Consider the following 14,232-nt stretch of genomic DNA (forward strand, 5'->3'; position numbering starts at 1 on the left):
TATTCACATATATGTGCTGTTTTAATTTAATCTCCAAAATAAAATACATGTTATCCGATAAATACTGTAACATGTCTTTCATTTTTACCAGTGTTTATTGATTGGCCGGACCTTATAAAGTATAGTTAGAATATTATGTATACGATTATAATTTGAGAGGCAGAGATGAAATGATGAGAGCAGACAATTCAATTCAAAGTTACATAGACTCACCTGAAAAACAAAAAAAGCTGTATAATCGGACACTGCTGATCGTCGTCATCTCACAGATGTTCGGCGGTGCAGGACTTGCTGCAGGAATCACCGTCGGCGCACTGCTCGCAGAACAGATGCTCGGGACAAATGCCCTCGCAGGGCTCCCTGCAGCACTGTTCACTTTAGGTTCTGCCGGTGCGGCGCTCGCTGTCGGGCGTCTGTCGAACCGTTTCGGTAGACGCACAGGGCTTGCTGCCGGCTTCATTACCGGCGGACTCGGATCTGCAGGTGTGGTACTTGCTGCGGTGATGGGCAGTGTGCCGCTGTTATTTCTGTCTTTGCTGGTCTACGGTGCTGGTACTGCGACCAATTTACAGGCAAGGTATGCAGGGACTGACCTTGCAACAAAGGAAAAGCGCGGAACCGCAGTCAGTATCGCGATGTTCTCCACAACGTTCGGTGCCGTCGCCGGCCCCAATCTCGTCGATGTCATGGGCAACTTTGCGCTGTCGATCGGTGTGCCGGAACTCGCCGGGCCGTTCATATTATCTGCGGCTGCATTCATCTTGGCCGGGATCTTTTTATTCATCTTTTTACGTCCGGATCCATTCATCATCTCACTGAAAATCAATGAGATGCGACAGGCAACAGAAAACGAAGTGATTACGGAACCTTTCTACTCCAATAAAAAACTCATCATGACCGGTGCGTTCATCATGGTCATCACACAAATTGTCATGGTCGCCATCATGACGATGACGCCGGTGCATATGGGAGACCACGGGCATACACTCCGGGCCATCGGTTTCGTCATCGGACTTCATATCGCTGCAATGTACCTGCCTTCACCTCTGACTGGTATTCTTGTCGATAAAATCGGCAGGCCCGCAATGGCGGTGAGCGGCGGACTGATACTGCTTGCTTCGGGTATTGTTGCGGCAACTGCACCCGGGGAATCATTTCTGATGATGAACCTTTCTCTCATACTGCTCGGTCTCGGCTGGAACTTCGGACTGATCAGCGGTACCGCTCTGATTGTAGACGCATCGGATCCTTCCACACGCGCTAAGACGCAGGGGACAGTCGATGTATTCATCGCACTCGGCGGTGCGACAGGCGGTGCCATGTCCGGTATGATTGTTGCCGGTTCCAGCTTCGAGCTTCTGTCCATTACCGGCGGGCTTTTATCGCTGATATTGATACCTATGGTGTTCTGGTCCACCCGTGACAGTAAGACCGTTTAAAATTTAACCATTGAGTAATCTTCAAATATGGCTTACAATATATCTTATGTAATCAATACGGGGCCATAGCTCAGCTGGGAGAGCGTTGCGCTGGCAGTGCAAAGGTCAGGGGTTCGAACCCCCTTGGCTCCATTATACTGAGATACGAAAATCCCCTGGAACTTAAGTTCCAGGGGATTTTCTGATTGGCCGGCACTATCTTGCACCGCCGCCTCCACCGCCTGCAGCACCGGCGCCGCCGCCGGCACCTGTTGAACCTCCGCCGCCTGCTGCGGCTGCTGAGCTGGCAGAACTGAATCCGCCCTGTCCAAGTCCTTTCGACCAGGTTTGTGTAGCGAGATGCGGGCCGTAATAATAATGCATCATTGCCGGATACATCGAATCGCCGGTTTCGTCCGGCGTCAATTTTGAAAGATGCTTTCTGACATCCTCGCCTTCTCCGACCAGCACACTCCAAATGATATGCACCCTGTAATTCTCGTCACTTTCGTAAATTCTGCTGTAATCTTCTTTAAGATAGTTTTTATACTGACATAAATGATCAATCAGCTGGTTGCCTTTTTCAGTCGGTGCCACGATCGGCACAGGAATGCCCCAGACTTTATCTTTCTTATAATTGGCATAGCCGTTCGCCTCCAGCCAGCGGTCCGAATAGTTCTTGAGTTCATCCGCCACCGCACCGACTTCTTTTGCATGCTTTTTCGACCATTTCTTTAATCCTTTTTCATCAATGACACCTTCGTCATCCGCCGCTTCCAGCAGCATGCGCCATAATAATGCGTCATAGCCGCTTTCCAGATCATTGTCCTTCAGATGCTCACTGACCTCTTCAAATGAATGGGAGTAGCCATCGATCAGTGACTGATAATCATGGATCAATATTTCAGGTGACCCCTTATCCAATGTCTTATCCTGATGACCAATTTCAATTGTAATTCTCTCTTCGTCAGTCCACTTCATCAAATATGCCTGGAATATATCTTCAAAATAAGCCATATTCAAATGCATCAGCATATATGCGATACCTGCATAATCATCAATTGCCGGCGGTTCACCGGTTTCGAGACCTTTATTCCTCCGGTTGATGCTCCCGGCTGAAGCGATATGTCCGCCATCTTTATATTTTGAAGAAAGCTGTGTGGTGAAAATGACGATCGCCGCAACAAGGGCTCCAAATATACCGACAATCGTGACAATCCAGCCGGTGCCGAGACTTCCGTCGTCATAGATCGACCCCTCCTTCGCCTCTTCCGCTTCTTCCTCTAGCGTGCCGTCGCCTGAAACGTCCGTATTAAATGTACCTTCAGGAAAATGCATGAGCAATGCCACACCATTGCCTTCGGTCAGAGTTTCTCCTGCAGTCCACTGGATATCATCACCGACTGCGACTATGTCACCCTCAAAACCGAACCCCCAAAATTTTATGTCTTCATCGTTAAGAGATATGTCCGATGTGACATTCATTGTGAAATTTTCAGTGTCCAGATCTGTAAATGAATCAAAGTTATAATATAGAGACTGGCCGCCTTCAAGATTGCGTACGACATTCTCCAGGGTATAGTTTACGACATATGTATGCTCGCCGTATTCGCCGATGCCCCAGACGAGTTCAGTCCCGTCATCTGTATCGACCGTTCCGTATTTTCCGGCTTTCTCTTCCTGACTTGCATCCATATCCCAATTTTCTTCTTCAGTAAATCCTTCAACTGAAAAGTCAGTGACTTCTATGCCATCCATATCTTCATTATTGAATACGATGTAATTTTCCGTGCCTTCATCCATATCCGCTTCACGTGTTTCAGTCACCGAAACCGAACCATCCTCGTTGATTTCTATATCCATTTCCAGACTGTTGATTTCATTCGCTTCGGCATTCAGGCTGAAGAAAATAAAGACCGTAAATGTGATGGCCATTGTTAAAATATGCTTCATAATTCCCTCCGTTTCATAGGCTGCTTACAATAACTGATCAGTCGTTAAGTAAATAGTCCCCAATTTTTAACGGGTCGACAGACTCCCCGTCTTTAAACACACGCATATTGCCGCCTGAAAGTTCATCGATCAGCAATACTTCACCCGTTTCTGCATCCCGGCCGAATTCCAGTTTAATATCGTACAGGTCCAACCCTTTTTGTGCGAGTTCATCTCTGATCAATTCGCTGACACGTACAGTCAAATCTGCGACTTCCTGGTACTCATCCGGCTTTAAAATATTCAGGGCTTCCAATGCTGCTTCATTAATCACCGGATCTCCGCGTTCATCATCCTTGAGCGTCATTTCCACATATGCAGGGAGGTCTGCCCCTTCTTCAATATAATCACCGTAGCGGCGTATGAAACTGCCGACCGCCTTGAAGCGGCAGATGACTTCCAGACCTTCACCGAACACTGTAATTTTCTTCACCTTCATCGTCCTTGCTTCCACATCCGCATCAATATAATGCGTTGGAATATTTGCTGCATTGATTTTTTCAAAAAGATGACTGCTCATCTGCAGCCCCGCCCTGCCGGAACCTTCCACAGTCAGGCCGACCTGGTTTTCACCAGGGTCGAACACACCGTCCTTGCCTGTCATATCGTCCTTGAAATAAAGAACAATCTCACCATTTTCATCTTGAAACACATCTTTTGTTTTGCCTTTATACACTAGTTCCATATAGACACCTCTTAAGTTAAGTTAATTATCATTATAATCTTCTTAAATAAAAATAGAAAATATTATTAGAAATTTCCCGCCATCTTTTACAACGCTTTGTTTATATGCATTTTGAATGGGAATAGAATGAATAAGAATTTTATTTTACAGGAGGTTTTTTATCAATGTCCCATGAACAGCACAAACAACTGATACAGACATTACATGAATGTGCAGAGGCGTGTAATCATTGCTTTGATGCCTGCCTGAAAGAAGATGACGTTAAAATGATGGCAGAATGCATCCGCCTCGACCGTGAATGTGCAGACTTCTGTTCATATTTCGAGCAGGCCCTGATGAGAGGTACACCTTTCAAAGCTGAACTTGCGTCAGTCTGTGCTGAAATTTGTGAAGCTTGCGGCAAAGAATGCGACAAACACGATCACGACCATTGCCAGAAATGTGCGGAAGCCTGCTTCAAATGTGCAGAAGCATGTAAAGCAGCCGCTTAAAACCGGAAGTTGATATGAATCCAGCCCCTTTCCGTGATGGTCAGGGGCTGTTTATATTCATCTGATTAAAATTTTTCTTATTTTTTCACATACTTTAAAGATACGATATTATTGATGCCGCTTTTCTCGGCTGCCTTTTCGGACATGGGCTTTCTTCTGTACTCTTCAAAACCCATTTTTTCATACAGCTTCATTGCCGGTATGTTCGTGTCCGCAACTTCATCAATGACATAGTCTTCATAAGGTGTATTCTCGATGATATATCCGATAAGCTGTGATGCAGCACCTTGTCCGCGGAATTTTGAAGCTGTACCGATGAATTCAATCGATCCCGTGTTCGGAGGGAAATCTACATACGGCGCTTCAAACTCCTTTTTCAGGAATATTCCTGCCATACTTCCTTTAAATAAACCCAGATGCTTCCTCAACTCTTTTGCATTCAATTTCACTGAATGATTTTCCCCATCTGTACATGCCGCCACACCGGCCACTTCATCATCAGTGACAGCGACATAAAACTGCTCCAGAACGAACATATGGGAAAATGCCTTTGCAATAACATTTTTATCTTTTGAAAAATAACCGAGCCACTGTGTGAAACCATCCGCAAAGATGTTGCCCATCTGCGCTCTTACATCAAGATCTGTCTCATCCGCTTTGACTATTTTGAATTTACACCCCTCTTTTTTCATAACAATGCATAGCTCCTTTTTATGAATAGATATATTTTCATTGTAAAATTTAAAAATTAAAAAGATTCCCGTTTTGAAGTGCACATCACAGCCGGATAGAGGGCGTTCTGTTCTATTCCACAAATAACGGTGCGATTTCAAATCCGCTGTCTGTAATTCTGACAAGGCCTTTATCGGACAGGCGGATTTCAGGAATCACGACAAGAGCCAGAAGCGACAATGTCATAAATGCATAGTTCAAGTGACATCCCGCCTGCTGCAGTGCTTTCGATATATTGCGCGACTGCTCTGCCACTTCTTCATACGGCGCATCGGACATGAGACCCGCAACGCGGAGTGGCATTTCGGTTTTGCCCGACCTGCTCACGACCACTACACCGCCCTGCATTTCCACTACCTGGTTGGCCGCTTCCGCCATCTTCTCGCGGTCGTTGCCTATGATCATCAGATTATGACTGTCATGTGCGACGGTAGATGCGATGGCCGCCGGTTCTTCAAAGCCGACGCCTTTTAAAATGCCGAAGCCCTGATTGCCATTTTTCCCGTGCCTTTCAATCACTGTCATATAACAGAGATCGTCTCTGAGCGCTAGTTCACCATTGTTGCTGTCCATCGGGACATGCACCTCTTTTGTTCCGACCTGATTTTCAATCAGCTGGATTGCACGGACAGTATGCTGACTTTTCCCTTCCGGTACTGGTGTTTTAAAATCGTCGGCAGTGAACTTTTTGTTAATATGAACAGAGTTGACCGCTTTTTCCGATAACGGATACTCCGGAACATCCACAATCATTTTACCGTCTTCTGCAACCACTTTGCCGGCAGCGATCGTCGTTTTCACATCCACTTTCGCAAGTGTGCCTTCAAGAATCACAATGTCCGCAAGCCTTCCGGGAGCGGTTACTCCGACATCACTGCTCAACCCAAATCGTTCGGCGGTATTGATCGTTGCCATCTGGATTGCAATAACCGGCGGCACGCCCTGTTCGATGGCGTGACGGATGACGAAATCCATATGCCCCTCATCAATCAGGGACTCAGGACTGCGGTCGTCCGTAACGAGCATCATACGTCTCGTATCCAGGCCCTGTTCTGTAAATGCCTTGACCGGCTCTTCCACATCCAGCCATGCTGAACCCCTCCGCAGTTTGGCATACATGCCGAGACGGAGACGTGCCGCAACATCGTGGGCTGTCGTAATTTCATGGTCGCCGCTTATGCCGGCCGCGGCATACGCCGACAGTCTTTTCCCTTCTTCTGAAGACCACGTGTAATGACCATCTGCGACTTTACCATGGTTGAGCGTCGTCTCTAAAATCGACATCATTTTATCATCGCCGTAAACGACACCCGGGAAGTTCATCACTTCGCCCAGTGCGTTCACATCATCGCCCCAGGAAAAGGCTTCGGCAACTTCATCCGGTCCGATTTCAGCACCGTTCGTTTCAAACTCGTCTCCCGTCGACGGCACGGAGGATGGTACCTGCATATAGGCGGCCATCGGAGTCAGACGCGCTTCTTCCAGCATATATTCAAGGCCGTCCAGACCGAGTACATTCGTGATTTCATGGGCATCAAAAAATCCGCCCGTCGTACCTTTCGGCATCACCGCCCTTGCAAACTGGGCAGGCGTCAACTGTGCACTTTCGATATGGCAGTGGCCGTCTAAAAACCCAGGCGAAACGTAGCGGTTTTCGGCATCGATCACTTTCGTCCCTTCACCGATCGTATGCGAGGCGTCCTCACCTACATAGGCGATGCGTGAATCTTTAACTGCGATATCAGTATCCGGTAAAATTTCATTGGAGACGACATTGATCAGCTTCGCGTTCTTTATTACCAGCGTTGCATCATCATCTCCACGCGCAGTTGCAGCCAGTGCTCTGATGGACTCGGCCTGGGGCGGACGGGGAAATTGCTGTTCATTCTTCATGATTTATCTGCTCCTTGTCGTTTGAATAGTCATTCTTTTTAATTATCTTAACATCATTGGCTGCAGGTGATAAAAATAACACCCTGCTGGCGTAAAACAATTTAAAGATGTAAAATATTTAAATGTGCTTCAAACGTTAAGGATGCAACGACCATCTGGTATAATCTAGTATGGGATTAAGGTGTTTATTTATAACAGCTTTCAAATTTCGGAAGCCAGCGTTTTTTTTTTTTTTTGGATCGGAGTCCAAAATACATACACCTAAAAAGTGCATCAACTACTCATTGGAGGCGTTTAAACATGAATGATCATTCAACGGAACTTTATGATATAACGATTATCGGCGGCGGTCCGGCGGGGCTTTTCGCCGCTTTCTACGGAGGAATGCGCCAGGCAAAAATGAAAATCATCGAAAGTATGCCCCAGCTCGGCGGACAGCTGTCTGCGCTCTATCCTGAAAAGTATATATATGACGTCGCAGGTTTTCCAAAAGTCCGTGCACAGGACCTTGTCGATAACCTGATTTCACAAATGCAGATGTTTGAACAGACCATCGTACTGGAGCAATCTGTCAAAAACATTGAAAAATTGGAAGATGAGACATTCAGAATCGAAACTGATGATGAACTCCACCGTTCACGGACGGTTCTCATCACCGCCGGCGTCGGCGCTTTCCAGCCGAGAAAACTTAAAATTGAAGAGGCTGAACAATATGAAGGCAAAAACCTCCACTATTTTGTCGATGATATAAAATCTTTCAAAAATAAAAACGTGCTTATATGCGGCGGCGGAGACTCTGCTGTGGACTGGGCACTGACGCTTGCAGATGATGCGAACGTGACGCTCACACATCGCAGAGATAAATTCAGGGCGCATGAGCACAGTGTGTCAGAATTGCGCGAATCGGCGGTTGATATCCACTCTTCATTTGAAGTGGCTGAGCTCATCGGCGACGGTGACAGGATCAAACAGGCCGTCCTGCAGGAAGTGAAAGGCACCGAGCAAAAGGTTATTGATGTGGACAGCGTCATCATCAACTACGGTTTTATCTCGTCCCTCGGTCCCATTAAAAATTGGGGCATCGATGTGGATAGAAATTCTATTCTCGTCAATTCCCGTATGGAAACGAACATTCCGGGCATCTACGCTGCCGGCGACGTCACATCCTTTGACGGCAAGGTCAAACTGATCGCAACCGGATTCGGTGAAGTGCCGACGGCCATCAGCAATATGAAGGCGTATATGGATCCGGATGCCCGTCTTCAGCCGAAACACAGTACGGATATGTTCTAACTTAAAAATAATTGATGTATGTTTAACCAGATACAATAACGGAGGCGTCACTACATGGGCATTCTTCATGTATTAAAACTGAGTCTGATGGCACCGGCCAAGCGGGCTGTCTTTCAATTGAACCGTGTAAAAACAAAACAATTTTTCAGTTATATCTTTTTTCTGCTGCTGCTCGTTCTGCTGCCGAACGGCATCCAGCTTGTTGCCGATTCGGTGGACAGCGGCGGTTTCAGTCAGGAATATTTGATCATTTTAATTTTATATCCATCCCTCGTCATACTTTTCGGGATTCTCGGCATATCACTGCTCGCTTCGCTTGGCCTGTTCTTCAGATGGGTGACGGAGAGAAAACTGGTTTACCCTCTGTTATGGAGAATGACCGTCTATGCTTTAACATATCCAATCATCATCTTTACAATTTTGGATGTGTTCAATATTACATCTACATTGATCAACGGACTGCTCGTGATCGTATTTGTACTCATATTTTTCAGAATGATTTTAGTTTACCCGAAAGCCAGAAAGAAAAAGCAGATAAATAAAACGTCTTAAGACGCTTGAAACCGGATGGTTCAGCTGCTCATGCTGATACCGTCCGGTTTTTTTGTGATCCACGGATCGCTTTGTCCATAATAGATTTCTTTTTCATTGCCATCCGCCCCTACTCCCCGGACAGACTTTGAATTTGATATTCATCAACCATACTTCTGATACTGCTCAAATTCTCAATGTTCGCCGCAGCAGATATATGCCCGTCGGGACGGACGAGATAGACAGAATTCTCCTTCATCCCTTTATCTTTCAGGGATTTATCCCACGGCAGGTGGAAAAGCTCGAGCCCCGTATCGTTTACCAGTGCTTCAACATCACTGTTCACTTCGCCGTAAGCATGAATCTGCCAGTCGAGAGACTTGAGCGGCCGGAAGTTGTTCACTTCACCGCGCCGGATCCACGGCAGCCTGTCACCGCCTTTAATATCACCGGATTCTCCTCCGCTCAGATTACTGTCATGATAGCTGACCTGAATCTGGGAAACCGTTTCGAACAGCCGCTCCCTCATATATTTGAATTTCAGAAGTCGGGGAATAAAGACCGGCACCACAAAATTCCTCAGTCGCTGCTTATCCACCATAAACTTGAACAGCCGGTCCGTTGTATTGACAAGCGTGTGTGCAAATTGGATTCTTTCGGATTCATAGGTCTCCAGTATGGACGCTGATGCCTTTCCTTTTAATACCGCACTCAGTTTCCATGCCAGATTTACCGCATCACCGATGCCGGTGTTCATCCCCTGCCCGCCGGCAGGACTGTGAATATGTCCGGCGTCACCGACGATAAACACACGGCCGGATCTGAATTTCTCTGCGACCCGGTGATGGGAACGGTAGGAGGAATACCAATTCACTTTCCTCAGTTCAACCGGCAGAATGCTCTCTGCATAAGGAATCATTTCGGAAAAATCCGCCGGTGGCACCCCGTCCTTTTTGAATTCATCAGGTATCAGTCCGATGAGCCGTACCTGATCCATCGTTCTGATTGGGAAACCGATGCAGAAATATTCATCACGGAAGCCGATGGTCGGCCCTTCCAGCACCGTGTCACTCTCGACGTCCGCGACAAAGAAAGTCTGTTTGTATGTGCCGCCGGAAAAATCGATATCGAGCGCTTTTCTGACAGTACTAGACGCACCGTCGCAGCCGCATATATATGAAAATGTTTTCGTTTCAGTTCCGTTTTCCGATTCTATGACCGCTTCCACTGAATCGCCGTCATCCCGGAAACGCTTCAATTCATGGTTCCACCGGACATCATGGCCGGATGATTCAAGTTCATTTACGAGAATGTTCTCATGTGCATCCTGGGGCAGTATCAAAACATACGGAAATGCACTCATCTCCTGCCCCAGCTGGCCGACTGGAATACGGGCCAGATGGTTTTTATTTTTAAAGAAATTGATTTTGTTGACGATGATGCCGTTGACCACAATCTTATCAGCTATACCGAGCTGTTCGTAAAGCTCCAGTACCCTTGCCTGGACTGCCATCGCCCGTGACGTCGTGCCCGGCCCGCTGTCTTTGTCGATGATGGTGAACGGGATGTTCTGTCTGCTCAATGATATGGCGAGTGCCAGCCCGCTCGGCCCTGCACCCACAATCAATACTTCCTTGTCCATAACATACACCTCCACTGCAAAACTCCCAGTTATTTCACTATACCCTATAGATACAATGTTAATTTATAAAAATCTTTACAATATCAATCTCAATTCCGGCATATATTCCCGTGTTCAGGGAACAGTCCACTATACAGTGGAAAGCAGGTGATTACATTGATACAACGCGAAGAAATTTTTGATTTTGTGAATGAAAGATATAACGTCAAGCCGGACTATCCATGGAAGGAAAACACGACTTATGCAGTGTTAAGACATGAGAACAATGAAAAATGGTTCGGTCTCGTCATGGATATCACCGCGGATAAATTGGGGCTGGACAGCGATGAGAAAATCGATGTTTTGAACGTAAAAGTGAGAAAAGAATTTGCCGGACCTTTACGTGAGAAGACCGGCATTTACAAGGCATACCATATGGATAAGAACAATTGGGTGACAATCAATCTGGAGGAAGTTGGAAAGCCAGGAGAAATTCAGGACCTCATTGCTGAAAGTTATGAACTGACAGAATAAAAACAGAATGTCATTTATATCAAGGGTCAATTTTGACAATTTTATGAATTCACTATAAACTTCAATTATAGTGAATTTGCATTTTAATTTTTCACCAAATGATTACGGGAGGGGATTATAATGGCTGAACACGATAACGAAGGCAAAGAAAAGGTGTTTTCAAGACGTGATTTTCTTAAGACTTCCGGTGTTGCTGCAGGCGGTATTGTCGGCGGGGCAATGTTCGGAGGGGTCGTCGGCAGTCTGTATCAATCAGAAGAAGGCACACAGACCGAAGAACCCGAGACCGATACAGAAGGATCATCATCAGATGGCGACGCCCTTGATGATGCGCGTACTTACTTCAGCAGAGGTGAAGATTTTGAAACGCTTTCTGCTGCGACTGAAAAAATATACCCTGAAGATGATAACGGGCCTGGCGCCATCGAGCTTGGCGTACCTTATTTCATCGACAGACAGTGTAATCACTTCTGGGGCCGAAATTCAAGGGAATACATGATGGGGCCGTTTGACTATGAAGGTGCAGAAACCCACGGCATCCAGTCAAAGATGACCCGTGCAGAAACATTGCTTTTCGGTGTGCGCCGCATGCTGGAGCTGAGCCGGGAAGAACATGATGATGATTTCGCAAATCTGGATGAAGACCAGCAGATTAACATTCTGGAAAGTTTCGAATCCGGTGATGTAGATATTACAGGCGTACGTTCAGAAGATTTCTTCGCACTGTTAAGAAGTATGACGATTCAAGGCGTATACGCCGACCCTGTTTACGGCGGAAACCGCGACTATGCCGGCTGGAAGATGATAGAGTTTCCGGGACCGCGCATGGGCTGGGGTAATGACATTGAATCAGAAGACTTCCAGGTCATAGAGCCTGAAGGACTACGTACTTATCAAGGAGGGGGAATGTAAATGGCTGAAGAACTGGACAAAGTTGACGTTGTTGTTGTCGGGACCGGCTGGGCCGGCGGTATCGTCAGTGCAGAGCTCGCAAAAGCGGGTAAAAATGTCGTCGCCCTGGAAAAAGGGGAAGAAAAAGTCCGCAGTGACTATATCGGTGTCAAAGATGAGCTGAGATTCGACAACCGTTATGACATTATGCAGAACTTGAAAGGCGACACAGTTACATCCCGGAATGAAATCGATGAGACAGCACTGCCGATCAGATCACCGCAGACGATGCAGATCGGTATCGATACAGGCGGAGCCAGTGTCCACTGGGCAGGCGCCACATACCGTTACTGGCCATATGAATTTGAAATGCGCAGCCAGACGATTGAGCGCTACGGTGAGGAAAAAATTCCGGATGAGATGAACCTGCAGGACTGGGGCATTACATACGAAGAGATGGAGCCCTATTACGAAATGTGGGAAGATACATGCGGTATCGGCGGCGAACAGGATCCGCTTGCGCCTGAACGTAACAAACCGTGGCCGAACCCGCCGATGAAGGAAACACCTTCGTTAAAATTATTTAAAGATGCGGCATCCAACTTAGGACTGCATCCGTATCAGCTTGCTGCAGGCAACATGACTGAAAACTACGAGAACCCGGACGGGGAACAGTTGAATGCATGTATGTACTGCTCATACTGTACGCGTCACGGTTGTGACTTTGATGCAAAATCAGATCCGATTGCAACGGTCGTCAAAACGGCAAACCGTCATGACAACTTTGAGCTTAGACATCGTTCAAACGCCCGCCGTGTGTTATATGATGAAGATGAAAACCGTGCGACAGGCGTATTGTATGTGGATGAAAACAGCGGTGAAGAATTTGAACAGCCGGCGGACGTTGTTGTCCTCGCTGCATTCGCATTCTCAAACAACCGTCTTCTGATGCTTTCGGATATCGGTGAACAGTACGATCCGGAAACTGAAGAAGGTACACTCGGACGTAATTTCAACGGCCAGTATAACCATGCTTTCCATGGTGCAACAGGATTTTTTGAAAATGAGAAATTCAACCTTTATATGGGGGCGGGCGCTCTCGGTGCAACATTGAGCGACTACGCAGCGGACAACTTCGACCATAGTGATCTGGACTTCATCGGCGGCGGTGCCATCGAACTCAGACAATACGGTTTCGCTGCGATCTCCAGCAGTAATAACGTCCCTGAAGGGACGCCGGGCTGGGGTAAAGAGTATAAAGACAAGTCGTTACATTACGCGTACCGCACACTGACAATCTGGTACACTGCTAACGCAATGTCCTACTCTCACAACTATGTTGACCTGGATCCGAATTACAGCGACCAGTACGGCGACCCTTTACTTCGTGTCACATATAAATTTGGTGACAACGAAAGGAATATCGCAGATTTCGGCATTGAAAGATGTACTGAAATCATGGAAGAAATGGGCGCCGACATTGTTGAACCGGGCTCAGTACCGGATGAATTCAACCACAGCTACACCGGCGGCCACTATACAGGCGGTGTGGTCATGGGAGACGATCCTGAAACTTCTGTAGTGAACAGCTATTTGCAGATGTGGGATGTCGATAACCTGTTCGTTGTCGGCGGTTCAGCATTCCCGCAACACGGCGGACACCACCCGACACCGACAATCGGCGCACTCGCCTACCGCGCTGCAGAAGGCATCCAGATGTATATGGATGAAGAACAGGGACAGCTTGTACAGGCGAACAGCAGAAGCAGAAGAGTTTAATCATTTTTACCTGAGATAGCTTAATCATATAAATACCCGGGGTTAAAAGGGCTCTACGTCAAATCAGGTTGATGGGCATTGAGATCCTTGAGTCTAGCTCGCTTTATGCGAGCTAGACTCTTTTTTTATTTGTGGTCGGTATAACCGGGTCATTAATAATATACGATCTCTGAAATGCGCAAAGTTACGATAGCCAAAAGCCACGCGTTTTAATGTTTTGATACTGTTATTGATGCCTTCCAGCGGGCCATTTGTGAGTGTTGGATAGGCCAGTGTGTTCTGGATATACGGACTGTACTTTTTAAACGTACGCAACACCCTGCGCATCCCCGAGGACAGTGGGTGTTCCGATGATGTGTGAATCAAGTGATT

General features: G+C 46.9%; 13 protein-coding genes and 1 tRNA gene. 8 read left to right on the top strand and 6 right to left on the bottom strand.

The features are described 5' to 3' along the window. The first annotated feature begins 173 nt into the window (after positions 1 to 173). Together BO48_RS14810 and BO48_RS14815 are read left to right on the top strand one after the other, a co-directional pair. Positions 174 to 1,439, top strand: a complete 1,266-nt coding sequence (locus tag BO48_RS14810; protein WP_496368595.1) for an MFS transporter — start codon at positions 174 to 176, stop codon at positions 1,437 to 1,439. Positions 1,440 to 1,498: 59 nt separating this feature from the next. After that, a tRNA-Ala gene (locus BO48_RS14815) sits at positions 1,499 to 1,571 on the top strand. A gap of 63 nt (positions 1,572 to 1,634) precedes the next feature. Here the strand turns inward: BO48_RS14815 and BO48_RS14820 are convergent. Then, on the bottom strand, positions 1,635 to 3,371 hold the full coding sequence (locus BO48_RS14820) for a DUF2207 domain-containing protein (protein WP_496368597.1): 1,737 nt from the start codon (positions 3,369 to 3,371) through the stop codon (positions 1,635 to 1,637). Positions 3,372 to 3,408: 37 nt separating this feature from the next. Continuing rightward, positions 3,409 to 4,095 (bottom strand): phosphoribosylaminoimidazolesuccinocarboxamide synthase, encoded by a 687-nt coding sequence (locus BO48_RS14825; protein ID WP_496368599.1) that lies wholly within the window; start codon positions 4,093 to 4,095, stop codon positions 3,409 to 3,411. A gap of 164 nt (positions 4,096 to 4,259) precedes the next feature. Here BO48_RS14825 and BO48_RS14830 point away from each other — a divergent pair, with 164 nt between their 5' ends. Further along, the gene (locus tag BO48_RS14830) at positions 4,260 to 4,586 is read left to right on the top strand and encodes a four-helix bundle copper-binding protein (RefSeq protein ID WP_496368601.1); all 327 of its coding nucleotides are present in this window, start codon (positions 4,260 to 4,262) and stop codon (positions 4,584 to 4,586) included. A gap of 77 nt (positions 4,587 to 4,663) precedes the next feature. Here BO48_RS14830 and BO48_RS14835 read toward each other — a convergent pair whose 3' ends face one another. After that, positions 4,664 to 5,278: a GNAT family N-acetyltransferase gene (locus BO48_RS14835; protein WP_496368603.1), complete on the bottom strand. Its 615-nt coding sequence runs from the start codon at positions 5,276 to 5,278 to the stop codon at positions 4,664 to 4,666. A 112-nt stretch (positions 5,279 to 5,390) separates the two neighbouring features. Continuing rightward, on the bottom strand, positions 5,391 to 7,211 hold the full coding sequence (gene ade / locus BO48_RS14840) for an adenine deaminase (protein ID WP_496368605.1): 1,821 nt from the start codon (positions 7,209 to 7,211) through the stop codon (positions 5,391 to 5,393). 300 nt (positions 7,212 to 7,511) lie between these two features. Between ade and BO48_RS14845 the strand changes: the two genes are divergently transcribed. Both BO48_RS14845 and BO48_RS14850 read left to right on the top strand, forming a co-directional pair. Beyond that, positions 7,512 to 8,504, top strand: coding sequence for an NAD(P)/FAD-dependent oxidoreductase (locus tag BO48_RS14845; RefSeq protein WP_496368607.1), 993 nt, complete (start codon positions 7,512 to 7,514; stop codon positions 8,502 to 8,504). A gap of 54 nt (positions 8,505 to 8,558) precedes the next feature. Continuing rightward, positions 8,559 to 9,056 (top strand): DUF1189 family protein, encoded by a 498-nt coding sequence (locus tag BO48_RS14850; RefSeq protein WP_496368609.1) that lies wholly within the window; start codon positions 8,559 to 8,561, stop codon positions 9,054 to 9,056. Positions 9,057 to 9,165: 109 nt separating this feature from the next. Here BO48_RS14850 and BO48_RS14855 read toward each other — a convergent pair whose 3' ends face one another. After that, on the bottom strand, positions 9,166 to 10,677 hold the full coding sequence (locus tag BO48_RS14855; protein WP_496368611.1) for an FAD-dependent monooxygenase: 1,512 nt from the start codon (positions 10,675 to 10,677) through the stop codon (positions 9,166 to 9,168). A gap of 147 nt (positions 10,678 to 10,824) precedes the next feature. On the opposite strand from BO48_RS14855, the gene BO48_RS14860 reads away from it, so the two are divergent. The 3 genes from BO48_RS14860 (at position 10,825) to BO48_RS14870 (ending at position 13,860) form a co-directional block, all read left to right on the top strand. Then, the gene (locus BO48_RS14860; RefSeq protein ID WP_496368613.1) at positions 10,825 to 11,190 is read left to right on the top strand and encodes an MmcQ/YjbR family DNA-binding protein; all 366 of its coding nucleotides are present in this window, start codon (positions 10,825 to 10,827) and stop codon (positions 11,188 to 11,190) included. A 120-nt stretch (positions 11,191 to 11,310) separates the two neighbouring features. Beyond that, positions 11,311 to 12,102, top strand: coding sequence for a gluconate 2-dehydrogenase subunit 3 family protein (locus tag BO48_RS14865; protein WP_496368615.1), 792 nt, complete (start codon positions 11,311 to 11,313; stop codon positions 12,100 to 12,102). Next, the gene (locus tag BO48_RS14870; RefSeq protein ID WP_496368617.1) at positions 12,103 to 13,860 is read left to right on the top strand and encodes a GMC family oxidoreductase; all 1,758 of its coding nucleotides are present in this window, start codon (positions 12,103 to 12,105) and stop codon (positions 13,858 to 13,860) included. It abuts the gene before it with no gap. 93 nt (positions 13,861 to 13,953) lie between these two features. On the opposite strand, the gene BO48_RS14875 is transcribed toward BO48_RS14870, so the two are convergent. Next, positions 13,954 to 14,232 (bottom strand): transposase (locus BO48_RS14875; RefSeq protein ID WP_496368619.1); only part of this gene is annotated, 279 nt, incomplete at its 5' end.

Source organism: Lacicoccus kunmingensis DSM 17847 (genome assembly GCF_059568765.1).